A 23110-nucleotide genomic window follows, 5' to 3' on the forward strand; every position below is an offset into this window, starting at 1 on the left:
GACGACGCATCAGCCGGCACACCGGACAAGCCCGGCAGTCCCGGCAGTCCCGGCGGCCCCAGCAGTCCCGGCGGCCCCGCCGGCCCCCGCGCGCCCGGCAGACGCCACCGCTTCGTCTTCCCCAGCGCGCTGACCGTCCTCGCGGCCGTCACGATCGCCGTCTGGATCCTCACCTTCGTCATCCCCTCCGGCGCGTACCGGCGCAGCGCCGACGGCCGCCCCCTGCAGGGCACCTACCACCGGGAGCCGGCGCCCGGCGGCTTCGTGCACCGGCTCGGCGACCTCTTCCTCGCCCCCGTCAACGGCCTCTACGGCGTGCGCGACTCCGCCACGGGCACGGTGGCGCCCGACGCGACCGGCACGCTCTACGGCGCCGCCGCCGTCTTCCTCTTCGTCCTCGCGATCGGCGCGTTCATCACCGTCGTCTTCGCCACCGGGGCCCTGGACCGCGGCATCGAGCGCCTCGCTCACCGGCTGCGCGCCCGCGGCGCCCTGCTGATCGCGGGCGTCATGACCGTCTTCTCGCTGCTCGGCACGGTCGAGGGGTTCGCCGAGGAGACCCTCGGCTTCTACGGGCTGATCGTGCCCCTGATGCTCGCCCTCGGCTACGACCGCATGGTCGCCACCGGCGCGATCATCCTCGGCGCGGGCGTCGGCGTGCTCGCCTCGACCGTCAACCCGTTCGCCACGGGCGTGGCCTCCGCCGCCGCGGGCATCTCGCTCGGCGACGGCATCGCGCTGCGCTTCGCCATGTGGATCGTCCTCACGGCCGTCACGGTCGGCTACGTGCTGCGGTACGCGCACCGGGTGCGCGCCGATCCCGGCCGCTCCCTGACGGGCTTCCTGCCGGGCGACCGGGAGATGGCGGCGGAGGCGGCCGCGGAGCCCCCGGTGCTGACCGGCCTGCAGAAGCTGGTGCTGGTGGCGGTCACGCTGGTCTTCGCCTTCATGATCTTCTCGGTCATCCCGTGGGCGAGCGCGCTCACCGGCAAGGCCGACGCCACGCCGTACGGCTGGGAGCTGGACTGGTCCTTCGCCCACCTCGCGGCGCTGTTCATCGTCGCCGCCGTGCTGACCGGGCTGCTGGCGCGGCTGGGGGAGCCGCGGCTGAGCGCCACTCTCGTCCAGGGCGCGGCGGACTTCATCGCCCCCGCGCTGGTGATCGTCCTCGCCCGCGGGGTCACCGTCATCATGACCAACGCGAAGATCATCGACACGGTGCTGCACGCCGTGGAGAGCGCGGTGTCCGGCACGCCGCCCGTGGCCTTCGCGATCCTCGTCTACGTCGTCAACCTGCCGCTCGCCTTCCTGATCCCCTCGACCTCCGGCCACGCCACCCTCGCGATGCCCGTCCTCGCCCCGCTCGCGGACTTCGCGGGCGTCTCGCGCGCCGTGGTGGTGACGGCCTGGCAGTCCGCGAGCGGGGTGATGAACCTGTGGGTGCCGACCACCGCCGTCATCATGGGCGGGGTGGCGCTGGCGAAGGTCGGCTACGACAAGTACTTGCGCTTCGTCTGGCCGCTGCTGGTGCTCCTGTCGGTGCTGATCTGCGGCTTCGTGGCGCTGGGCGCGGCGGCCGGAAGCTAGGGCCCGCCCGGCGGGATCCCCGTACGCCCCGGCCCCGGCGAGCCCTCAGTCGCCGAGGAGCTCGTACGCGGGCAGTGTGAGGAACTCCGCATAGTCCTCGTCCAGGGCGACCTTCAGCAGCAGGTCGTGGGCCTCCTGCCAGCGGCCCGCCGCGTACGCCTCCTCGCCCAGCCCGGAGCGGATCGCGGCGAGCTCCTCGGCGGCGACGGCGCGCACGAGCTCCGCCGTGACCTTCTCGCCGTTGTCGAGGACGACCCCGGCGGCGGTCCACTGCCAGATCTGCGAGCGGGAGATCTCGGCGGTGGCCGCGTCCTCCATCAGGTTGAAGATGGCGACCGCGCCCAGGCCGCGCAGCCACGCCTCGATGTAGCGGGTGGCGACGGCCACGGCGTTGCGCAGCCCCGCGAAGGTCGGGCGGGCGTCCAGCGAGTCCACGGCGATGAGCTGGTCCGCCGTCACGCGGACGTCCTCGCGCAGCCGGTCCTTCTGGTGCGGGCGGTCGCCGAGGACCGCGTCGAAGGAGGCGCGGGCGACGGGCACGAGGCCGGGGTGGGCGACCCAGGAGCCGTCGAAGCCGTCCCGCGCCTCCCGGTCCTTGTCCGCCTTGACCTTCTCGAACGCGGCCTCGTTGACCGCGGCGTCGGTGCGGGAGGGGATGAAGGCGGCCATCCCGCCGATCGCGTGCGCGCCGCGCTTGTGGCAGGTGCGCACCAGCAGTTCGGTGTAGGCGCGCATGAACGGGGCGGTCATCGTCACGGCGTTGCGGTCGGGCAGGACGAAGCGGGGGCCGCCGTCGCGGAAGTTCTTGATGAGGGAGAAGAGGTAGTCCCAGCGGCCGGCGTTGAGGCCCGAGGCGTGCTCGCGGAGCTCGTAGAGGATCTCCTCCATCTCGTACGCGGCGGTGATCGTCTCGATCAGCACGGTGGCGCGGACGGTGCCCCGGGGCAGGCCCGCGTACTCCTGCGCGAAGACGAAGACGTCGTTCCAGAGGCGCGCCTCCAGGTGCGACTCGGTCTTGGGGAGGTAGAAGTACGGGCCCTTGCCGAGGGCGATCAGCCGGTGGGCGTTGTGGAAGAAGTACAGGCCGAAGTCGACCAGCGCCCCGGGCACGGCGCGGCCGCCGACGGTCACGTGCCGCTCGTCCAGGTGCCAGCCGCGGGGGCGCACGACGACGGTCGCGAGCTCCTCGGCCGGCCGCAGGGCGTAGCGCTTGCCCCGGGCGTCGGTGAAGTCGATGCGCCGCTCGAAGGCGTCGATCAGGCTGAGCTGGCCCAGGACGACGTTCTCCCAGGTGGGCGCGGAGGCGTCCTCGAAGTCGGCGAGCCAGACGCGGGCGCCGGAGTTGAGGGCGTTGACGGTCATCTTGCGGTCCGTCGGCCCGGTGATCTCCACCCGGCGGTCCTCCAGCGCGGGCGGGGCCGGGGCGACGCGCCAGGACGGGTCCTCGCGGACGGCGGCCGTGCCGGGCAGGAAGTCCAGCGTGCCCGTACGGGCGATCTCGGCGCGGCGTTCGGTCCGGCGGGCGAGGAGCTCGTCGCGGCGGGGGGTGAACCGGCGGTGCAGCTCGGCGACGAACGCGAGCGCGGGCTGCGTGAGGACCTCCTCCTGCCGCTCCAGGGGCCGGGCGGTGACGGTGGCCGGCGAGGACGGAGCGGGTGCGGGCATGGGCGGTCACTCCTCGGGGACGACGGCACGGCGTGCCGTGCGGATCTCTTCTTATGGAGGGTAATTTCCTTATGGCGGAAGTTCAATGGGAGGGTGTGCGGCCCTCCGTGCCTCCTGCGGCGCGGTGAAGCAGCGTCAGATCGGCCGGCGTGTCGATGTCCTGCGGGTCCGCGACGTCCCCGCACTCCACGAGCGCGAGAGCGGCCGCGTGCTCGCGGAGGTAGCCGCGGGCGCCGCGGTCGCCGGTGGCCGCGGCGGCGACGCCCGCCCAGTGCTCGCGCGCGAACAGCACGGGGTGGCCGCGCTCGCCGCCGTACGAGGCCGCGGCGAGTGCGGCGCCCGCACGGTGGGCGGCCAGCAGGCGGGACACCGCGGCGGAGCCGACGCGCGGCTGGTCGACGAGCGTGACGACGACGGCCCCGGCGTCCGTCGCGGCGAGCGCCGCGAGGCCCGCGCGCAGGGACGAGCCCATGCCTTCCGGCCAGCCGGGGTTGTCCACCAAGGTGCACTGGGTGAGGGCGGCGTGTACGCGCACCTCGGCGGCCGCCGCGCCCAGCACCACGCACACCGGTGCGCAGCCGCCCTCGTGCAGGGCCCGCGCCGCGTGCTCCACGAGCGGGCGCCCGCGGAAGCCCAGCAGGGCCTTGGGGTGCCCGCCCAGGCGCCGTCCGCCGCCCGCGGCGAGCAGCAGGCCGGCGACGGATCCGCGCGGATCCGGCGTGCCGGGGGCGCCGTTCGTGGTAAGTGTCATGGCCCCTGCATATCGCATCGTTGACGGCCGTGGGGCGGGCGACGGCCCATCACCCGTGCGTGCGACGCCCGGACTTCATTTCGCTGTGCGTATGGCGCTCCGTACGGACCGTGGCGTTAACTGATCCGCGCGAGCGCGTGGGAGGGGGAGTGTCATGGCGGAAGGCGCCGTAGTGGTGGACGAGCAGCGGGCGGGCCGCGTGGCCGGGGATCCGAGGGTGAGCGAGCTCAGGGACGCGGTCTCCCGCCTCCGCCGGGCGCTCGCGGCCCACCCCGCGCCCTTACCCGACCGCGATGCGGCGGAGGAGGAGCTGGCGGCGCTCGACGCGATGGCCCGTGCGGGCGACCCCGAGCTCTCGCGCCTGCGGCGCGCGCTGCTGCTGGTCGCAGGGGCGGTGGGGTCGGTGAGCGCGCTGTCCCCGGCCCTGACGGCCGTCCACCGGGCGGTCGACAGCTTCGCGCCCCCGCCGGACGACCACGTTCCGCCCCAGAGAGAGGGCACGTAGCGGGCGCGTCGCCGCGCGACCGTGCGGTGCCGGCCCGGCCCCTCCGCCGGGGCCCGGCACGACGTACCGGGGAAGTCTCAGGCGGAGGCCGCGGCCGCGCCGGCGAGGTCTGCCGAGAGGGCCTCGGCGACCTCCTTCAGGAGGGGGACGATCCGCTCCGTGGCCGCGTCCGTGACGCGGCCCGCCGGGCCGGAGATGGAGATGGCCGCCGCCGTCGGAGAGTCCGGCACCGGCACCGCCAGGCACCGCACCCCGATCTCCTGCTCGTTGTCGTCCACCGCGTAGCCGTGCTCGCGCACGCGCCCCAGCGCCTCCAGGAAGCCCTCGGGCGTGGTGATGGTCTTCTCGGTGGCGGCCGGCATCCCCGTACGGGCGAGGATCGAGCGCACCTCGTCGTCGGGGCTCTGCGCCAGCAGCGCCTTGCCCACGCCCGTGGTGTGCGGCAGCACCCGCCGCCCCACCTCGGTGAACATCCGCACCGAGTGCCGCGAGGGCACCTGGGCCACGTAGACGACCTCGTCGCCGTCGAGCAGCGCCATGTTCGCCGTCTCGCCGGTCTCCTCGACCAGGCGCGCCAGGTGCGGCCGGGCCCACGTGCCCAGCAGCCGGGAGGCGCTCTCGCCGAGCCGGATCAGCCGCGGCCCGAGCGCGTACCGCCGGTTCGGCTGCTGGCGGACGTACCCGCAGGCGACGAGCGTGCGCATCAGCCGGTGGATCGTCGGCAGCGGCAGGCCGCTGCTCGTGGCCAGCTCGCTCAGCCCGACCTCGCCGCCCGCGTCGGCCATCCGCTCCAGCAGGTCGAAGGCGCGCTCCAGGGACTGGACGCCTCCACTGGGAGAGGGGGTGCGGGGCTCGGCGGACGGGGGCACGGCAGGTCCTTTCGGGTACGGGGTGGGAGCAGCCTACCGGGCTCCCGGCGGCCCCCTCGCGCCCCGCGAGTGCGCACGGGTGACCCGCGGAGGTCTTGACGGCCGCAGGGGCGGACAGAAGACTGCCCCCACCGCTGTTCAACAGAACGTTGAATTCTGGGGAGGGGACGTGCCCGGCCTGTCCACGGAGGAGTCCGCGCCGGCGGAGCTCGCACTGCGCTCGACGCGCGTCGTCACCCCGGACGGCATCCGCCCGGCCACGGTCACCGTCGCCGCCGGAAGGATCACCGCCGTCCTCCCGTACGAGGCCGGACCGCCCCCGGGCGCGGCCCTCACGGACCTGGGCGACGACGCCCTGCTCCCCGGCCTCGTCGACACCCACGTGCACGTGAACGACCCCGGCCGCACCGCCTGGGAGGGCTTCTGGACGGCCACGCGCGCCGCGGCGGCCGGCGGCGTCACCACGCTCCTCGACATGCCGCTCAACAGCATCCCGCCCACCACCACCGTCGCCCATCTGCGGGTGAAGCAGGACGTGGCCCGCCCCAAGGCCCACGTCGACGTCGGCTTCTGGGGCGGCGCCGTGCCGGCGAACACCGCGGACCTGCGCCCCCTGCACGACGCGGGCGTCTTCGGCTTCAAGGCGTTCCTGTCGCCGTCGGGCGTCGACGAGTTCCCCGCCCTCGGCCCGGCCGACCTGGAGGCCGCCGCGGCCCGCGTGGCGGAGCTGGACGGCCTGTTGATCGTGCACGCCGAGGACCCCGCCCACCTGGAGCGCGCCCCCCGGCCCGGCGGCCCCCGCTACACGGACTTCCTCGCCTCCCGCCCCCGCACCGCCGAGAACGAGGCCGTCACCCGCCTCGTCTCCGTCTCCCGGCGCCTGGGCACGCGCGTGCACGTCCTGCACCTGTCCTCCTCCGGTGCCCTCCCCGCGATCGCCGCCGCGAAGGCGGAGGGCCTGCCCGTCACCGCGGAGACCTGCCCGCACTTCCTGACGCTGACCGCCGAGGAAGTCCCCGACGGCGCCACCGAGTTCAAGTGCTGCCCGCCCATCCGGGAGGCCGCCAACCAGGGCGCCCTGTGGGCGGCCCTGGCCGACGGGACCCTCGACTGCGTCGTCTCCGACCACTCGCCGTGCACCACCGACCTCAAGGTCCCCGACTTCGGCGCCGCCTGGGGCGGCATCTCGTCCCTCCAGCTCGGCCTCCCCGCCGTCTGGACCGCCGCCCGCCGCCGCGGGCACACCCTCGCCGACGTCGCCCGCTGGATGGCCACCGGGCCCGCCGCCCTCGCGGGCCTGCACCGCAAGGGCGCCGTCGAGCCCGGCCGCGACGCCGACTTCACCGTCCTCGACCCCGAGGCGGCCTTCACCGTCGACCCGGCCGCACTCCACCACCGCAACCACGTCACCGCCTACGCCGGCCGCACCCTCCACGGCGTCGTGCGGTCCACCTGGCTGCGCGGCCGCAGGATCGCCCACGACGGCGCCCTTGCCGAGCCCGCCGGCCTCCTCCTCGAAAGGCAGCGCAGCGCATGACGAGCACACCGGACGGCAGCCCCGGCGGCATACCCCCCATACCGTCGTTCACGGGCGGCGCCGCACCGTACGCGGGCGGGGATCCGTATGCCGACTACCGCTCCGCAAACCTCCCCTTCACCGGCCTGCCCGACCTCGCCGACCGCCGCCTCGGCGGCAGCGTCATCGCCGCCAACGACGAGTTCTTCGCCGAACGCGAGAATCTCCTCACTCCCGCCCCCGCGCACTTCGACCCCCGCCTCTTCGGTCACAAGGGCAAGGTCATGGACGGCTGGGAGACGCGCCGCCGGCGCGGCGCCGACGCCTCCAGTCCGCACCCCGCCGACGGCGACCACGACTGGGCGCTGATCCGTCTCGGGGCCCCCGGCGTGATCCGCGGCCTCGTCGTCGACACCGCCCACTTCCGGGGCAACCACCCGCAGTCCGTGTCCGTCGAGGCCACGTGCCTGCCCGGGACGCCCTCGCCCGGCGAACTGCTCTCGGACGACGTGAAGTGGACGGTCCTCGTGCCGCGCACGCCCGTCGGCGGCCACGCGGCCAACGGCTTCGCCGTGCACGCCGGGGAACGCTTCACCCATCTGAGGCTGTGCCAGTACCCCGACGGGGGCATCGCCCGGCTGAGGGTGCACGGCGAGGTGCGCCCCGACCCGGCCTGGCTCGCCGCCCTCGGCACCTTCGACCTCGCCGCGCTGGAGAACGGCGGCCGCCCCGAGGACGCCTCGGACCGCTTCTACTCGCCCCCGCTCAACACTGTCCTGCCCGGCCGGTCGCAGAAGATGGACGACGGCTGGGAGACGCGCCGCCGCCGCGACGACGGACACGACTGGGTTCGCTACCGCCTCACCGGGCAGGCCGTCCTGCGCGCCCTGGAGATCGACACCGGCTGCTACAAGGGCAACGCCGCGGGCTGGGCCGAGGTGTCCGTCCTGGACGCCACCACCGGCGCCGACCCCGCCGGCGACGCCTCCGGCTGGACGGTGCTCCTGCCCCGCACCCGCCTCCAGCCCGACGCCGTGCACCGCTTCCCCCTGGAGGGCGCCCCGGTGGCGACGCACGTGCGCGTCGTCATCCACCCGGACGGGGGCGTGGCCCGGCTGCGCGTCCACGGCTCGCTGACGGAGGCCGGGGCGCGCAGCCTCACAGCGGACGGCTCATGAACAGGGCCGTCTCGCCCTCCGACGCCGTCCCCCGGTAGAGGGAGGTGTCCAGGCCGCACAGCGTGAACCCCATGCGGCGGTAGACCCGTACGGCCGGCGCGTTGACGTTCGTGACCTCCAGCCAGGCGGTACGGACGCCGAGCTCCCGGCCGTGGGCCAGGGCGCGCTCCATCAGGGCGGGGCCGATGCCCCGGCCGCGGTGCGCGGGCGCCACCCGCAGGTCGGTGATCACCAGCCGGTCGTTCCAGGCCGAGCGGGCGAGGCTGATGGCACCGCACAGCACGTCCCCGGCGCGGGCGACGATGACGTGCTTGTCCTCGTCGCCCTCCGGCGCGCCGTCCGCGCCTTCTTCCTCGTCCTCCTCGGCCGGGTACACCTTGCGCAGGGGCGGGTCGGCAGGCGCCTCCCGCAGCCGGAAGCCGTCCTCCGAGGCGGTCACTTCGAGAACGGTGGCCGTCGTGAAGGAGTTGTCGATCTCCTCGGCGGCGGCGCGCTCACCGGGGAGGGCGGGGCCGTACTCGACGGTGCCGGACGGGTCGGACGGTGTGTCTCCGGACATGCGTTCACCGTACAGCGAGCGCGTCCCAGAACATCAACTCGTAGGCCTGCAGCAGCCGTCCGTAGCGGTGGGCGAGCGGCTCCGACAGCCGACCGTTCTCCAGGCCGGCCGCCACGGCCTCCACGGCCCGCTCCTCCAGCTCGGGTGCGGGCCCGGCGAAGAAGTCGAAGAAGCCGCACGCGGGGTTGTCGAAGCCGTAGTGCTCGCGCAGGGCCGAGCCGACGGCGGCGCAGTAGCCGCCCCACGCGGCGAAGTTGGCGGTCAGCGCGACGACGACGTCCACGGGTTCCGCGCCGAGGGCGAGCCAGGCCGCGTACGACGGGTAGGCCTGGCAGCCGGGGCGGGGCTCGTGGGCGCGGACCGTCTCCTCGTCCAGCCCGCACGCGGCCGCCAGCGGCCCGAGCAGGCTCAGGGCCAGGTCCTCGCCCTGGGTGAGGGACTCGAAGAAGCCCGCCACGGCAGGCTCCGCGGCCGCGCGCCCGGCGAGGTGGACGAAGCTGCGGCGGTCGCTCGCGATGACCTGGTACTGCTCCAGGGCGAACGCGGCGAACACCTCCCGCGGGGCCTCCCCGGCGGCGATCCGCCGGACGAGCTCGTTGGCGCCTTCGGAGGGCGCGAGCCCGCGCACCGCGTCCGCCAGTACTTCCCGGGCCGTACGGGTCATGGCCTCAGCCTCCGGCGAGGTAGAAGAGGAGGAACAGGAAGGCCGCGAAGAAGTGGACGGCCACGAGGTAGATGATGACCCGGACGGTCATCCCCATGGGTGCCCGATCCTCCTCGTCCATGCGCTTCCCTGTGTCTGCCTTCGTATTGTTCACGGCATTCCCCTCCTGGTGGGTGCGACGCCCCCGAGGCACAGCTCGGTCGCGCCGCTCTGCATCAGCGTGTGCAGGAACAGCAGATCGGCCCCTCCGCGCGACGCGGCGGCGATGCGGTGCGGGGTGAGCGAGTCGAAATGGGCGGCGTCGCCGGGATCCAGCAGATGGGTGGTCCCGCCGAGCGTGAGGCGCAGCCGCCCGCCGGTGACGTACAGCCACTCCTCGCCCGGATGGACGCGGACCAGCTCGGCCTGGCCGCCCGCCTCCGGCGGCACGTGCAGCCGCAGCGCCTGCATGGCGCGGCCCGAGCCGCCGGTCCGCCAGTACGTCCAGCCCCCGGCCTGCTGCGGCGCCATGTGGCTCGCGCGCACGACGGGATCACGCTCCGGCGCGGCCTCGCCCAGCAGATCGGACACCGTCGTGCCGTACGTCCGCGCCAGGGCGAGCAGCATCGGCAGCGACGGGGTCCGCCGGCCGGTCTCCAGCCGGGACAGGTGGGCGGGGGAGAGGCCGGCCCGCGCGGCGGCGGCCTCCAGGGTCAGCCCGCTGCGTGTGCGCAGGTCACGCAGGCGCGGGGCCACGGTGGGCAGGTCGGCCGCGGGCTCGTCCGGCAGTGGTGTCATGCTTCCGGTATAAGGCCGCCCCTGCCTTGCAGGCAAAACTTTTGCCCAGGAGGCAAAAGCGCGGGATGTGTGGCCCTGGAAGCAAAGGTTCCGTCTGGCCGGATCGCGCCCCCGGTTAACTCCTGGAAAACAGTCAGGATTGTCGTTGACATGACATGCGCTACGCGCGTCATGCTGGGCGTCATGAAGGCAACCCCCCATCACATGCTGCGTTCTTCGCGTCTCGTCCGCACGGCCGCCCTCGCCGCGCTGACCTCGGCCCTCTTCATCGGCGGGCCGGCCGTCGCCGCGCCCCTCGCCGGCCACACGGCCCCCGTCGCCGCCACCGCCCACGCCTCGTACACCGTGAAGAGCGTCGGCAGCGTCTGTCAGTCCGGCCTGCCCTCCCAGGCCCAGGACACCCTGCGCCTCATCGACTCGAATGGCCCGTTCCCGTACCCGAAGGACGGCACGGTCTTCTCCAACCGCGAGGGCGTGCTCCCCGAGCAGGACTCCGGCTACTACCACGAGTACACGGTCAAGACCCCCGGCTCGCCCGACCGCGGCGCGCGCCGCGTCATCTCCGGCGAGGGCGACCACGAGGACTACTACACCCAGGACCACTACGCGACGTTCAACAAGATCGACTTCGGCTGCTGACCGGCCGTCGGCCGACTCGTTGCCCGTCAGCAGGCTGATCGCCCGCCACCCGGCCGATCAGTTGCTGACCAGCTGATCGGTCGTCATTTAAGCGCCATACGAGCGGAATCCGCTCACAAACCGTCCCCTCACGCTCACAAAACGCGTTGATCCGATCGCCGACATGATCCGGTCACCGACCGACGCGTGAGGAGACAGCGGCCCTTGTCCAGAACCCGGCCCGGGCGCCGAGCCCGCCTCGGCGCCCCCGTCCTCGCCGCCGTGGCCACCGCCTGCCTGGCCCTCGTCCTCGGTCCGGACCGGCCGCCCGCGCCGCCGCCCGCCCGCGGCCTGCCCGGGCCACCCGGTACGCCCGCCGGCCCCTCCACGCCTGCCGCCCCCTCCGCCCCTGCCGCCCCCTTCCTCGGGCCGGGGGTCCACGTCTTCGACCCGTCGATGCCCCGGGAGCGGATCCAGCGCACCCTGGACGAGGTCTTCCGGCGGCAGGAGGCGGCCCAGTTCGGCCCCGGCCGCGAAGTGCTGCTCTTCAAGCCGGGCACCTACGACGTGGACGTCAACGTCGGCTTCTACACCCAGGTCGCGGGCCTGGGCCTGCGCCCCGACGACGTCACCATCAGGGGCGCGGTGCACGCCGAAGCCGACTGGCTGCAGGGCAACGCGACGCAGAACTTCTGGCGCGCGGCCGAGAACCTCTCCGTCTCCCCCGCCTCGGGCGCCGACCGCTGGGCCGTCTCCCAGGCCGCCCCGTACCGCCGCGTGCACCTGCGCGGCGACCTCCGCCTCGACGACGAAGGCTGGTCCAGCGGCGGCTTCATCGCCGACGCGCTGATCGACGGGAAGGTGCTCGCGGGGGGCCAGCAGCAGTGGCTCACGCGCAACAGCGAGCTCAGCGGCGGCTGGTCGGGCGGCACCTGGAACATGGTGTTCGCCGGGGTCCGCAACGCCCCGCCGACGACCTTCCCCGACCCGCCCCGCACCAGCGTCGACCGGACCCCCGCCGTCCGCGAGAAGCCCTTCCTCCACGTCGATCCGTCCGGCGGCTACCACGTCTTCGTCCCCGCCCTGCGCAGGGCCGCACAGGGCACCACCTGGTCCGGCGGGGCGGTGCCGCCCGGCAGCTCCCGTCCGATCAGCCGCTTCTTCGTCGTCCGGCCGGGCACCGGGGCCGCCCGCATCAACCGGGCGCTCGCGGCCGGGAAGGACCTGCTGATCGCGCCGGGCGTGCACCACCTGGACCGGCCCCTGCGCGTCACCCGGCCCGGCACCGTCGTCCTCGGCCTGGGGCTCGCGACGCTCGTGCCCGACCGGGGCACCGCCGCCCTGACCGTCGCCGACGTCGACGGCGTCCGCATCGCCGGCCTGCTGGTCGACGCGGGCCGGGCGGACTCGCCCGCACTGATGGAGATCGGCCCGCCCGGCGCCCGGCGGCGCCACACCGCCGACCCGGTCTCGCTGCACGACGTCTTCTTCCGCGTGGGCGGCGCCGGCCCCGCACGGGCCACCCGCAGCCTGGTGGTGCACAGCTCGGACGTCATCGGCGACGACCTGTGGCTGTGGCGCGCCGACCACGGCAGGGGCGTCGGATGGACGGTCAACCCCGCGGCCGAGGGACTGGTCGTCGACGGCCGGGACGTCACCATGTACGGGCTGTTCGTCGAGCACTACCAGCGGCACCAGACGCTGTGGAACGGCGAGGGCGGCCGCACGTACTTCTTCCAGAACGAGCTGCCCTACGACCCGCCCGGCCGCGCCGCCTGGAACGACGGCAGCAGCGCGGGCTACCCCGCCTACCGGGTCGCCCCGTCCGTGACGCGGCACGAGGCCTGGGGCCTGGGCAGCTACTGCCACTTCACGTCCGCGCCCGGCCTCGCGGCCGACCACGCCTTCGAGGCGCCGCGGCGGCCCGGCGTGCGGTTCCACAGCCTGGTCGCCGTCTCGCTCGGCGGCGACTGCGCCTACCGTCACGTCGTCAACGGCGCGGGGGGTCCGGCCGACGCGTGGACGAAGGTCGCCACGGTCCGCTCGTGGCCCCTGGCCGGGCGCGAACGGCCGTGGCGCGAAATCCGAACTGCTGTCCGTAAATCGCCCTTGAGTCGATCACTCTCCGTCAACCATGATGATCGTTCCTGAGGGCAGGGGGCATCACATGGCAACGGCCGAAGCAGGGGCAGTCGTCGATCTCGCGGCAATGGGGGAGGAGTTCACCCGGCATCCGCACCGCGTCTACGCCGAGCTGCGCGCGAGGGGCCCGGTGCACCGGGTGCGCATGCCCGAGGGCGCGGAGGCCTGGCTCGTCGTCGGTTACGACGAGGTGCGCGCCGCGTTCAACGACCCCCGCCTGACGAAGGACTGGCAGCGGGCCGCCCCCGCCGTCGGGCTGGTCCCGGGCGCCGCCGGCCCGCACATGCTGACCATGGACGCGCCGGACCACACCCGGCTGCGCAGGATCGTCGCCAAGGAGTTCACTCCGCGGCGGGTCGAGGAGATGGCGCCGCAGGTCCAGCGGATGACGGACGAGCTGCTCGACGCCATGCTGGCGTCCCCCGGCCGCCGCGCCGAGCTCGTGGACGCCCTGTCCTTCCCGCTGCCCATGGGCGTCATCTGCGAGCTGCTCGGCGTCCCCGCCCTCGACCGGGAGGCCTTCCGCGCGTGGTCGAACACGGCCGTCGGATCGGCCCCGCCGGCCGAGAAGGGCGCCGCGGCCCGCGAGGGCGCCGCCTATCTGGCCGGCCTCGTCGAGGCGAAGCGCAAGGAGCCCGGCGGCGATCTGCTGAGCGCGCTGATCCGCACGACCGACGAGGACGGCGACCGGCTCTCGCCCGAAGAGCTCATCGGCATGGCCTGGCTGCTCCTCGTCGCCGGTCACGAGACGACGGTCAACCTGATCACGAACGGCGTCCTCGCCCTCCTGCAGCACCCGGACCAGCTGGCCGGCCTGCGTGCCGACTTCGGCCTCCTCGACAACGCCGTCGAGGAGATGCTGCGCTACGACGGTCCGCTGGAGACGGCCACGTACCGCTTCACCACCGAGCCCCTGGAGATCGGCGGCGCGCTCATACCCGGCGGGGGCGAGCTCGTGCTGCTCGGGCTGACCGACGCCCACCGCGACCCCGGCCGCTTCCCGGACGCCGGGCGGTTCGACATCCGGCGCGACGCCCGCGGTCACGTGGCCTTCGGGCACGGCATCCACTACTGCCTCGGGGCGCCGCTGGCCCGGCTGGAGGCGAAGATCGCGATCCGGTCGCTGCTGGAGCGCTGCCCGGAGCTCGCCCTGGACGTGCACCCGGACGCCCTCACCTGGCGCGAGGGCCTCCTCATCCGCGGCCCGCACCGGCTGCCGGTCCGCTTCTGACGGCCGCGTCGGCCTGTCCGTCCGTTCACCCCCGCGGCGCGTGCCCCAGCTCGTCACGGGCGTGTTCCAGTTCGCTCCGGGCCCGCTCCCGGGTGCCGGCGCTCGCGCTCGTCTGGTGCCGCAGGAAGGCTTCGACGAAGCCGGCGCGCCGGGCGGGCGGGTAGCGCCGCTCGGTGAGGAACGGCAGGTCGTTGGCGACCATGCTGCGGGCGACGAGCAGCGGGGTGGCGCTGTGCAGCGGGCGGAAGGCGGGGTTGTGCAGCCCCGGGCCGGGGTGCCCGGGGAAGAACTCCCCGAGCATCAGCCCGTCGGCCACGAACTCCGGCTTGAGGCGGTCGTGGACGAGGACGACGGTCGCCGCCGCCACCCCGGGCAGCACGAGGACGATGGTCTTGTCGATGGTGTGCTGGCCGCTGCGCGGCTCCATCGCCAGCCAGTGCGCCTTGAGCGCGGCGGCAGCGGCCACGAGCCCGTCCTCCTCCCGCACGGGCGGGTCGGCGAGGGCGAAGCGGATCAGTCCGAGCCGCTGCGCGAGCGGCACGAACGGGCAGACCGCCCCGCGCCGGCCGAGGTCGGGGTGGGGCCGGGCGACGTGCCCGCCGATCCAGCCGGCCACGGGCCGGAGCAGGTCGTGGGCGGCTGCCTCCTGCTGGTCGTACAGCCGGATGCGGGCGAGCTCCGCCGGTGCGCTTCCTTGGCTCATGAGTGGTCCCCCAGTGACGGTGTCCGGCAGACACGTGTCTGGCAGTCACGTGTCCGGCAACCGGAAGAACCCGCCGAGCCGGGAGTGGGGTTGAGCGATCCGGGCAAAATAGCCTCAACGTGCTGCTACCGGACGGCTGCGGGGACCAGGCCGGCTACGCCGCCAGCGCGGTGCCGAACTCCACCAGCAGTAAGGCCGAGGCCGCCAGCAGCAGTACGCCGGAGCCGCCGAGCAGCATCCGGTAGCCGCGGGTGCCGATGCGGTGCCGGGCCCGCGAGACCACGAGGGCGAGCGCGGCCTTGCTGCCGACCAGCAGCCCGTAGAAGCCGAAGAGGAAGCCGCCCGCGCCGGGCGGGCCGTTGCGCCAGGCGGCCACGAGCAGGGGTGCCCCCGTCGTCAGCCAGAACATCCAGGGGTGCGGGCTGAGCAGGTTGGCCAGTGCGCCCTGCCACAGCGTCCGGCGCCCCCGGAGCCGGGCCTCCTCCGTGTCGTGGGCCTCGGGCACCTCGGCCGTCCGGGCCTCGCGCAGCGTCGTGACGGCCAGCCCGGCGAGGAAGAGCCCGCCGACCACGCCACCCGCCGCGATGGCGCGCTCGGGCAGCACGGCGAGCACGGTCACGGACAGCAGGATCACGGGCAGGTCGGTGAGCAGCGGGACGGCCGCCACCCGCAGCCCGACGCCGAGCCCGCCGCGCAGCGTCCCGGACAGCACCAATGCGAGCAGCGGGCCCGGGCTGATCCCCGCGCTGAAGCCGAGCGCCACCCCCAGAGCCAGCTCTTCCACGGCGTTGCCCATCTCCCCTCGCCCCGGCGCACGCACCCGCACGGCGTCAGAAGGCATGACATCAGTGGATATTCAGTGACATAAGTCCTGACATCTGTATTGCACAAGACGCATGCGAGGGGCACGGGGTTGACGGCCCGGTCACTCGTATCGGTAACGCCGGATACGCACCGTTGCATGTCCGGACAACCTGACCTACGAACTTCCCGTCATCCGGTCCCGGGGCTAGGCTCCCTTCGTGGCGAACCATCCACCCCTCCAGTTCAGCCTGGACCGCAGCAGCCCCGTCCCCCTCTACTACCAGCTGTCCCAGCAGCTCGAAGCGGCGATCGAACAGGGCAGGCTCGCCCCCGGCAGCCTGCTCGGCAACGAGATCGACCTCGCCGCGCGGCTCGGCCTGTCCCGGCCCACCGTCCGGCAGGCCATCCAGTCGCTGGTGGACAAGGGCCTGCTCATCCGCCGCCGCGGCGTCGGTACCCAGGTGCTCCACAGCCAGGTCAAGCGCCCCCTGGAGCTCAGCAGCCTCTACGACGACCTGGAGGCGGCCGGCCAGCAGCCCGCCACCCGTGTGCTGCGCCACGAGACCCGGCCCGCGACGGCGCGGGTCGCCGCCGCCCTCGGCGTGCCCGAGGGCACCGACGTGCTGTTCGTCGAGCGGCTGCGCCTCGCGCACGGCGAGCCCATGGCCCACTTGTGCAACCACCTCCCCGCGGGTCTCCTCGACGCCGGCCCGGACAGGCTGGAGGAGACCGGCCTCTACCGGCTCATCCGCGCGGCCGGCATCACGCTGCACAGCGCCCGCCAGACGGTCGGCGCCCGCGCCGCGACCGCCGAGGAGGGGGCGCGGCTGGGCGAGCCCGAGGGTGCGCCGCTGCTGACGATGGAGCGGACGACGTACGACGACACGGGGCGTGCCGTCGAGTTCGGTTCGCACGTCTACCGGGCGTCACGCTACTCCTTCGAGTTCCAGCTGCTGGTCCGCCCGTAGGGGCGGTGCGGCGCCGTCCCGCGAGCCCTGACCGCATGCGTCAGGCCGTCAGAATGTTCGGACAAAGCCTTGACGCCATGGGGTGGCCGCCACTAGAACTCCACCCACATGCAGCAGCCCTCGGCAGGACCCCTGAAGCCCCCGCGGTCGGCGGTGACGGATGGTGACGGATACTTGGGCGGCTGGGCCCGCCGGATCGGGGCCCGGCCGCACCGTGACAGACAGTGAGAAGGGCAACTCCTCGTGGCAAGGGTTCGGACAGGCGTACGTGCGGTGAGCGCCGTGCTGGCAGCGGTGCTCGGCGCCACCCTGGCGGGGTGCAGCGCTACGGGCGGCAAGCGCGCGGAGGAGCGGGCGGCCAAGGCCGCCCAGGGCCGCGCCGCGGTCGACACGCCGCGCTGGACCTTCGCGATGGTCACCCACTCGGGCGATGGCGACACCTTCTGGGACATCGTCCAGAACGGCGCCAAGCAGGCGGCCGCGAAGGACAACATCAAATTCCTCTACGCCCATGACGTCGAGGGCAACAAGCAGGCGCAGAGCGTCCAGGCCATGATCGACCAGAAGGTCGACGGCCTGATCGTCACGCTCGCCAAGCCCGACGCCATGAAGGACGTGGTCGAGAAGGCCCGCAAGGCCGGCATCCCGGTGATCACCGTGAACTCGGGCTCCGACAAGTCCAAGGAGTTCGGCGCGCTCACCCACATCGGCCAGGACGAGGTCATCGCCGGCGAGGCCGTCGGCGAGCAGCTCAACGAGCGCGGCAAGAAGAAGGCCGTCTGCGTCCTGCACGAGCAGGGCAACGTCGGCCACGAGCAGCGCTGCGAGGGCGTGAAGAAGTCCTTCAAGGGCGAGCTGCAGAACCTCTACGTCGAGGGCACCAACATGCCCAACGTGCAGTCCTCGATCGAGGCGAAGCTGCAGTCCGACAAGGACATCGACGCCGTCGTCACGCTCGGCGCCCCCTTCGCCCCCACCGCCGTCAAGGCCGCCGAGCAGGCCGGCAGCAAGGCCGAGGTCGACACCTTCGACCTCAACGCCAAGGTCGCCGACGCCCTGCAGACCGGGAAGCTCGGCTTCGCCGTCGACCAGGACCCGTACCTCCAGGGCTACGAGGCCGTCGACCTGCTGTGGCTCTACCGCTACAACCGCGACATGCTCGGCGGCGGCCGCCCCGTCCTGACCGGCCCGCAGATCGTCACCAAGGACGACGCCAAGACACTCGCCGAGTACACCAAGCGGGGCACGCGATGAGCGCCCCCGCGACGGCCCCCGCCCAGGACGCCCCCGACGAACGCCTGGTGCACCGCTCGTACCTGCGCAAGCTCATGGGCCGCCCCGAGCTCGGCGCGGTCGTCGGCGCCGCCGCCGTCTTCGTCTTCTTCTCGATGGTCGCCGACAGCTTCCTGCAGGCCTCCAGCCTGTCCACGGTGCTCTACGCGTCCTCGACGATCGGCATCATGGCGGTGCCGGTGGCGCTGCTGATGATCGGCGGCGAGTTCGACCTGTCGACCGGCGTGATGGTGACCACCTCCGCCCTCGTCTCGTCGATGTTCAGCTACCAGATGACGGCGAACGTCTGGGCCGGCGTGGGCGTCTCGCTCCTCGTCACCCTCGCGATCGGCTTCTTCAACGGCTTCATGCTCACCCGCACCAAGCTGCCCAGCTTCATCATCACGCTGGGCACGTTCCTGATGCTCACGGGCCTGAACCTCGGCTTCACCAAGCTCATCAGCGGCACCGTCTCCACCAAGACCATCGGGGACATGGAGGGCTTCGAGTCCGCCCGCGCGCTCTTCGCCTCCCACCTGACGATCGGCGGCGTCGACCTCCAGGTCACCATCCTGTGGTGGTTCGGCCTCGTGGCCCTGGCCACCTGGATCCTGCTGCGCACCCGCGCCGGCAACTGGATCTTCGCGGTCGGCGGCGGCGCGGACGCGGCCCGCGCGGTCGGCGTCCCGGTCACCAAGACCAAGATCGGCCTGTACATGGCGGTCGCCTTCTGCGCCTGGATCTCCGGCCAGCACCTGCTGATGTCCTACGACGTGGTGCAGTCCGGCGAGGGCGTCGGCAACGAGTTCCTCTACATCATCGCGGCCGTCATCGGCGGCTGCCTGATGACCGGCGGCTACGGGTCGGCCATCGGCTCCGCGGTCGGCGCGTTCATCTTCGGCATGACCAGCAAGGGCATCGTCTACGCGCAGTGGAACCCGGACTGGTTCAAGTTCTTCCTGGGCGCGATGCTGCTGCTGGCGACGCTGCTGAACGCCTGGGTCCGTAAGCGTGCGGAGGCAGCCAAGTGAGCCCCCTGGCCAAGCTCACGGACGTGAGCAAGTTCTACGGCAGCATCCGCGCGCTGGAGGGCGTCTCCCTGGAGGTGCACGCGGGCGAGATCACCTGCGTCCTCGGCGACAACGGCGCCGGCAAGTCGACCCTCATCAAGATCATCGCGGGGCTGCACCAGCACGACGCCGGCACCTTCGAGATCGAGGGCGAGGAGACGAAGCTCTCCTCCCCCCGCGAGGCCCTCGACCGCGGCATCGCCACGGTCTACCAGGACCTCGCGGTCGTCCCCCTGATGCCGGTCTGGCGGAACTTCTTCCTGGGCTCGGAGCCGACGAAGGGCAAGGGCCCCTTCAAGCGCCTCGACGTGCAGAGGATGCGCGAGACCACCCGCGCGGAGCTGCTCCGCATGGGCATCGACCTGCGCGACGTCGACCAGCCCATCGGCACCCTCTCCGGCGGCGAGCGGCAGTGCGTGGCCATCGCACGGGCCGTCTACTTCGGCGCCAAGGTCCTCGTCCTGGACGAGCCGACCGCGGCGCTCGGCGTCAAGCAGTCGGGCGTCGTGCTGAAGTACGTGGCCGCGGCGCGCGACGCCGGCCTGGGCGTGGTCTTGATCACCCACAATCCGCACCACGCGTATCTGGTCGGTGACCGCTTCGTGCTGCTGAAGCGCGGTGCGATGGCCGGCAGCCACGCCAAGGCGGAGATCGCCCTGGACGAGCTCACCCGCCAGATGGCGGGCGGCAGCGAGCTCGACCAGCTCAGCCACGAGCTGGAACGGGCCCCCGCGCCGGACGTGATCGGCGGCAGGCCCGTGACCTCCGGCGAGGAGTGACGAGGCTCTCACCGGGCGGGCCCGCGGGTGGCGGGCCCGCCGCCGGCGATGCGGTACCGAAGGCTTCCTTGAGGCACAATCGGCCACGACCGTATCCACGAGGCAGGCGCCTCCCGAGACCACCGCAGGGACGACGACTCTTGCGAGCACGCAGCCGGAGCGACCGTAGAACCGCCCAGCTCCACGCCGTGGCGGTGGCCTCATGAGCATGTACCGCGACCTCCACCGGGGCGCCGCCCGCGCCACCGTGCTCCGCACCGTCGGCACGCGCGAGCGTCGCTCGCACCTGACCGCCCCGCGCGTCCCCACGGTCGGCATCGACATCGGCGGCACCAAGGTCATGGCCGGCGTCGTCGACGCCGACGGCAACATCCTCGAGAAGCTGCGCACCGAGACGCCGGACAAGTCCAAGAGCCCCAAGGTCGTCGAGGACACCATCGTCGAGCTGGTCCTCGACCTCTCCGACCGGCACGACGTGCACGCCGTGGGCATCGGCGCGGCCGGCTGGGTCGACGCCGACCGCAACCGCGTCCTGTTCGCCCCGCACCTGTCCTGGCGCAACGAGCCGCTGCGCGACCGCCTCGCGGGCCGCCTCGCCGTCCCCGTCATGGTCGACAACGACGCCAACACCGCCGCCTGGGCGGAGTGGCGGTTCGGCGCCGGCCGCGGCGAGGACCACCTCGTGATGATCACCCTCGGTACGGGCATCGGCGGCGCGATCCTGGAGGACGGCCAGGTCAAGCGCGGCAAGTTCGGCGTCGCCGGCGAGTTCGGCCACATGCAGGTCGTGCCCGGCGGGCACCGCTGCCCGTGCGGCAACCGCGGCTGCTGGGAGCAGTACAGCTCCGGCAACGCCCTCGTGCGCGAGGCCCGCGAGCTGGCCGCCGCCGAGTCCCCCGTCGCGTACGGGATCACCGACCGCGTCGGCGGCAACATCTCCGAGATCACCGGCCCCCTCATCACCGAGCTGGCCCGCTCCGGGGACGCCATGTGCGTCGAGCTGCTGCAGGACATCGGCCAGTGGCTCGGCGTCGGCATCGCCAACCTCGCCGCCGCCCTCGACCCCTCCTGCTTCGTCATCGGCGGCGGCGTCAGCGCCGCCGACGACCTGCTGATCGCCCCCGCCCGGGACGCCTTCCGCCGCCACCTCACCGGCCGCGGCTACCGCCCCGAGGCCCGCATCGTCAAGGCCCAGCTCGGCCCCGAGGCCGGCATGGTCGGCGCCGCGGACCTGGCCCGGCTCGTCGCCCGCCGCTTCCGCCGCGCCAACCGGCGCCGCGTCGAGCGCTACGAGCGCTACGCGAGGGCGGGCCGCGCTTGATGACCACCACGGAGCACTCCGCCGAGCGCACGGCACTGCCGCCCGGCCCCCCGCGGACGGGCGGCGGCTCCGCCCGCCGCGCCCTCAAGGCCGTCATCGTCTTCCTGCTCGTCGCGATCCCCGCCGGCTACCTCTACATCTCCGCGATGCAGAGCCGCGGCGGCAGCGAGTCCAAGAAGGAGGAGGCGGCGGCGTCCGGCCTGGAGGAGGGCTGGCCGACCCGCCTCCAGCGCCGCCTCTACGAGGTGACCGTCCCGCCCTACGCGGAGGACGTCGCCAGCTACGAGACCAACGCGTGGAAGGCGAGCTCGCTCTTCCTGCAGTTCACGACCACGCGCGAGAAGTTCGACAAGTGGCTCTCCGACGTCGGCGCGGGCGCCGGCGCCCTGGAGGACGGCCAGGTCACCATCTACGAGGACGAGGCCGCCCAGGTCGGCTGGAACCTCGGCGCGGGCCACCACTGGGCGGGCACCACCGTCGACCAGGACAAGCCCAAGCCCTCCCTGGAGATCACCGCCAACCTCGACGACCCGGAGTACCCCCGGGTCTTCGTGGTGTCCACGACCACGCCCTGATCACGCCGTTCCGGAGCCGAACCGCTGCCGGTACGCCGAGGGCGTGAGCCCCCTCTCGCGCCGCATCAGCGCCCGCAGGTTGGCGGCGGTGCCCAGCCCGCTGCGCCGCGCGACGGTCTCCATGGACAGGGCGCCCCGTTCGATGAGGCGGCACGCCAGGGCGAGGCGCTCACGGGTGAGCCAGGCCAGGGGAGTGGTGCCCAGCTGGGCCCGGAAGCGGCGGTGCAGCGTGGCCGGGCTGACGGCGGCACGTGCCGCCAGGTCGGCCACCGTCAAGGGCATCTCCACGCGTTCCTGGGCCCAGGCCAGGACGGGCCCGAGGGACTCGTCGGGGAGCTCGGGCACCGGCCGTTCGATGAACTGCTGCTGCCCGCCGTCCCGGTGCGCGGCGAAGACCAGCCGCCGGCTGACCGCATTGGCGACGTCGGCGCCGTGGTCGCGGCGGACGATGTGCAGCCCGAGGTCGAGCGCGGCCGCGCTGCCCGCGGCGGTGAGGATGTCTCCGTCGTCGACGAACAGCACGTTCTCCTCCAGGTGGACGCGGGGGAAACGGGCCCGGAACGAGCCGGCCCACTGCCAGTGCGCCGTGGCCCTGCGCCCGTCGAGGACCCCGGCCTCGGCGAGGGTGAAGGCGCCGCTGCACAGGCCGACCAGCCGCGCCCCGCGCGCGTGCGCCCGCCGGACGGCGTCGAGCACGGCCGGCCGGCGGGGCACGTCGACGTCGGGCCGGTTGGGGACGATCACGGTGTCCGCCGCGTCGGCCGCCTCCAGGCCGGTGACTCCCGTGAGCGTGAAGAACCCGTCCCTCATCACGGTGCTCGGCTCGGGCGAGCAGAGCCCGAAGTCGTAGAGCGTGCGGCCGGTCTCGGGCCTGCGCAGGCCGAAGACCTCGGTGGTGCAGCCGAGCTCGAAGGGGTTCGAGTTCTCGTCCACGATCACGACGACCCGGTGCGGGGAGGCCGCCGCCGGATCGCGGCGTGCGTGCGAGGAATCTTGCGGCATGTGCGATTCCTAGCACTCACCCGGCGCGGGCTCAACCGGCGACGATGCCTGCATGAGCAACGACGACACCAGCAAGCCCGGCAAGCCGAGCAATCCCAGCAAGCCCGTTGAACCCGTCGACCTGGGCAAGGCCCTCGCCTCCTTCGACGCCCTCTGGAGCCCCCGCATCGTCACCCACGTCAACGACTACGACGTCCGTGTCACGAAGGTCCGGGGTGAGCACCTCTGGCACGTCCACGACGCGACCGACGAGTTCTTCCTCGTCCTGGACGGAGAGCTGAGCATCTCCCTGCGGGAACCGGCCGGGGAACGCACGGTCCGGCTGCCGCGCGGCTCCGTCTTCACCGTCCCGCGGGGTACGGAACACAAGCCGTCCTCCGCCACCGGCGCCGCGATCCTCCTCTTCGAACCCACCGGGACCCCGACGGTCGGCGACCGCCACGACGAGATCCCCGCCCACGTCGACGCGACGACGGGCCACGCCCTCGACTGCTGAGCCGGACGCGGACGACGCCCGGCGTCGTACGTGCCGGTCCCGGTCGGAGGAGCCGGGC

General features: G+C 73.4%; 24 protein-coding genes. 14 read left to right on the forward strand and 10 right to left on the reverse strand.

All coding sequences use genetic code 11. The annotated features are described in order from the left end of the window. Positions 1-129: 129 nt before the first annotated feature. A complete protein-coding gene (locus tag ACFZCD_RS23080; RefSeq protein ID WP_391834013.1) occupies positions 130-1587 on the forward strand; it encodes a YfcC family protein in 1458 nt (485 codons plus the stop codon). A 45-nt stretch (positions 1588-1632) separates the two neighbouring features. Here the strand turns inward: ACFZCD_RS23080 and aceB are convergent, their stop codons facing one another. Together aceB and ACFZCD_RS23090 are read right to left on the reverse strand one after the other, a co-directional pair. Continuing rightward, on the reverse strand, positions 1633-3252 hold the full coding sequence (gene aceB / locus ACFZCD_RS23085; protein WP_391833726.1) for a malate synthase A: 1620 nt from the start codon (positions 3250-3252) through the stop codon (positions 1633-1635). An 82-nt stretch (positions 3253-3334) separates the two neighbouring features. Then, on the reverse strand, positions 3335-4003 hold the full coding sequence (locus ACFZCD_RS23090) for an NTP transferase domain-containing protein (RefSeq protein WP_391833728.1): 669 nt from the start codon (positions 4001-4003) through the stop codon (positions 3335-3337). Positions 4004-4157: 154 nt separating this feature from the next. Between ACFZCD_RS23090 and ACFZCD_RS23095 the strand changes: the two genes are divergently transcribed. After that, positions 4158-4508 carry a DUF5955 family protein gene (locus tag ACFZCD_RS23095; RefSeq protein ID WP_391833730.1) on the forward strand — a complete coding sequence of 117 codons (351 nt, stop codon included), beginning with the start codon at positions 4158-4160 and terminating at the stop codon, positions 4506-4508. A 77-nt stretch (positions 4509-4585) separates the two neighbouring features. On the opposite strand, the gene ACFZCD_RS23100 is transcribed toward ACFZCD_RS23095, so the two are convergent. After that, positions 4586-5377 (reverse strand): IclR family transcriptional regulator, encoded by a 792-nt coding sequence (locus ACFZCD_RS23100; protein WP_391833732.1) that lies wholly within the window; start codon positions 5375-5377, stop codon positions 4586-4588. A gap of 178 nt (positions 5378-5555) precedes the next feature. On the opposite strand from ACFZCD_RS23100, the gene allB reads away from it, so the two are divergent. Both allB and alc read left to right on the forward strand, forming a co-directional pair. Then, the gene (gene allB / locus ACFZCD_RS23105) at positions 5556-6914 is read left to right on the forward strand and encodes an allantoinase AllB (RefSeq protein ID WP_391834015.1); all 1359 of its coding nucleotides are present in this window, start codon (positions 5556-5558) and stop codon (positions 6912-6914) included. Next, positions 6911-8071, forward strand: coding sequence for an allantoicase (gene alc / locus ACFZCD_RS23110; RefSeq protein WP_391833734.1), 1161 nt, complete (start codon positions 6911-6913; stop codon positions 8069-8071). Before allB ends, alc begins: the two co-directional genes overlap by 4 nt. On the opposite strand, the gene ACFZCD_RS23115 is transcribed toward alc, so the two are convergent. The 4 genes from ACFZCD_RS23115 to ACFZCD_RS23130 are packed head-to-tail and all read right to left on the reverse strand — an operon-like array spanning position 8052 to position 10071. Continuing rightward, positions 8052-8630 (reverse strand): GNAT family N-acetyltransferase, encoded by a 579-nt coding sequence (locus tag ACFZCD_RS23115; protein WP_391833736.1) that lies wholly within the window; start codon positions 8628-8630, stop codon positions 8052-8054. The genes alc and ACFZCD_RS23115 overlap by 20 nt on opposite strands. Positions 8631-8634: 4 nt before the next feature. Then, positions 8635-9294 carry a transcriptional regulator gene (locus ACFZCD_RS23120; protein ID WP_391833738.1) on the reverse strand — a complete coding sequence of 220 codons (660 nt, stop codon included), beginning with the start codon at positions 9292-9294 and terminating at the stop codon, positions 8635-8637. A 4-nt stretch (positions 9295-9298) separates the two neighbouring features. Next, a complete protein-coding gene (locus ACFZCD_RS23125) occupies positions 9299-9391 on the reverse strand; it encodes a DUF6126 family protein (RefSeq protein ID WP_391833740.1) in 93 nt (30 codons plus the stop codon). Between the two features lie 53 nt (positions 9392-9444). Continuing rightward, positions 9445-10071, reverse strand: coding sequence for a helix-turn-helix domain-containing protein (locus tag ACFZCD_RS23130; RefSeq protein ID WP_391833742.1), 627 nt, complete (start codon positions 10069-10071; stop codon positions 9445-9447). A gap of 183 nt (positions 10072-10254) precedes the next feature. Here ACFZCD_RS23130 and ACFZCD_RS23135 point away from each other — a divergent pair, with 183 nt between their 5' ends. From ACFZCD_RS23135 to ACFZCD_RS23145, 3 genes are all read left to right on the forward strand, one after another. Then, positions 10255-10710: a ribonuclease domain-containing protein gene (locus tag ACFZCD_RS23135; RefSeq protein ID WP_391833744.1), complete on the forward strand. Its 456-nt coding sequence runs from the start codon at positions 10255-10257 to the stop codon at positions 10708-10710. A 204-nt stretch (positions 10711-10914) separates the two neighbouring features. Then, on the forward strand, positions 10915-12840 hold the full coding sequence (locus ACFZCD_RS23140) for a coagulation factor 5/8 type domain-containing protein (RefSeq protein ID WP_391833746.1): 1926 nt from the start codon (positions 10915-10917) through the stop codon (positions 12838-12840). Between the two features lie 16 nt (positions 12841-12856). Further along, positions 12857-14062, forward strand: coding sequence for a cytochrome P450 (locus ACFZCD_RS23145; RefSeq protein ID WP_391833748.1), 1206 nt, complete (start codon positions 12857-12859; stop codon positions 14060-14062). Between the two features lie 25 nt (positions 14063-14087). Here the strand turns inward: ACFZCD_RS23145 and ACFZCD_RS23150 are convergent, their stop codons facing one another. Both ACFZCD_RS23150 and ACFZCD_RS23155 read right to left on the reverse strand, forming a co-directional pair. Beyond that, the gene (locus ACFZCD_RS23150; RefSeq protein ID WP_391833750.1) at positions 14088-14765 is read right to left on the reverse strand and encodes a DUF6875 domain-containing protein; all 678 of its coding nucleotides are present in this window, start codon (positions 14763-14765) and stop codon (positions 14088-14090) included. Between the two features lie 154 nt (positions 14766-14919). Continuing rightward, positions 14920-15606 carry a LysE family translocator gene (locus tag ACFZCD_RS23155; protein WP_391833752.1) on the reverse strand — a complete coding sequence of 229 codons (687 nt, stop codon included), beginning with the start codon at positions 15604-15606 and terminating at the stop codon, positions 14920-14922. A gap of 211 nt (positions 15607-15817) precedes the next feature. Here ACFZCD_RS23155 and ACFZCD_RS23160 point away from each other — a divergent pair, with 211 nt between their 5' ends. The 6 genes from ACFZCD_RS23160 to ACFZCD_RS23185 all read left to right on the forward strand — a co-directional run bounded on the left by ACFZCD_RS23160 (position 15818) and on the right by ACFZCD_RS23185 (position 21554). Further along, a complete protein-coding gene (locus ACFZCD_RS23160; protein ID WP_391834017.1) occupies positions 15818-16537 on the forward strand; it encodes a GntR family transcriptional regulator in 720 nt (239 codons plus the stop codon). A gap of 273 nt (positions 16538-16810) precedes the next feature. Beyond that, a complete protein-coding gene (locus tag ACFZCD_RS23165) occupies positions 16811-17791 on the forward strand; it encodes a sugar ABC transporter substrate-binding protein (RefSeq protein ID WP_391833754.1) in 981 nt (326 codons plus the stop codon). After that, positions 17788-18840, forward strand: a complete 1053-nt coding sequence (locus ACFZCD_RS23170) for an ABC transporter permease (protein ID WP_391833756.1) — start codon at positions 17788-17790, stop codon at positions 18838-18840. Before ACFZCD_RS23165 ends, ACFZCD_RS23170 begins: the two co-directional genes overlap by 4 nt. Next, a complete protein-coding gene (locus ACFZCD_RS23175) occupies positions 18837-19658 on the forward strand; it encodes an ATP-binding cassette domain-containing protein (protein ID WP_391833758.1) in 822 nt (273 codons plus the stop codon). The genes ACFZCD_RS23170 and ACFZCD_RS23175 overlap by 4 nt, the downstream gene beginning before the upstream one ends. A gap of 202 nt (positions 19659-19860) precedes the next feature. Continuing rightward, positions 19861-20979: an ROK family glucokinase gene (locus ACFZCD_RS23180; protein ID WP_391833760.1), complete on the forward strand. Its 1119-nt coding sequence runs from the start codon at positions 19861-19863 to the stop codon at positions 20977-20979. Beyond that, positions 20979-21554, forward strand: a complete 576-nt coding sequence (locus tag ACFZCD_RS23185; RefSeq protein WP_391833762.1) for a hypothetical protein — start codon at positions 20979-20981, stop codon at positions 21552-21554. Before ACFZCD_RS23180 ends, ACFZCD_RS23185 begins: the two co-directional genes overlap by 1 nt. Here ACFZCD_RS23185 and ACFZCD_RS23190 read toward each other — a convergent pair whose 3' ends face one another. Beyond that, the gene (locus ACFZCD_RS23190; RefSeq protein ID WP_391833764.1) at positions 21555-22556 is read right to left on the reverse strand and encodes a GlxA family transcriptional regulator; all 1002 of its coding nucleotides are present in this window, start codon (positions 22554-22556) and stop codon (positions 21555-21557) included. 52 nt (positions 22557-22608) lie between these two features. On the opposite strand from ACFZCD_RS23190, the gene ACFZCD_RS23195 reads away from it, so the two are divergent. Further along, positions 22609-23052: a cupin domain-containing protein gene (locus tag ACFZCD_RS23195; RefSeq protein ID WP_391833766.1), complete on the forward strand. Its 444-nt coding sequence runs from the start codon at positions 22609-22611 to the stop codon at positions 23050-23052. Positions 23053-23110 lie beyond the last annotated feature (58 nt).

Origin of the sequence: Streptomyces sp. NPDC008001 (assembly GCF_042958085.1) — a bacterium.
Taxonomy (GTDB): domain Bacteria; phylum Actinomycetota; class Actinomycetes; order Streptomycetales; family Streptomycetaceae; genus Streptomyces.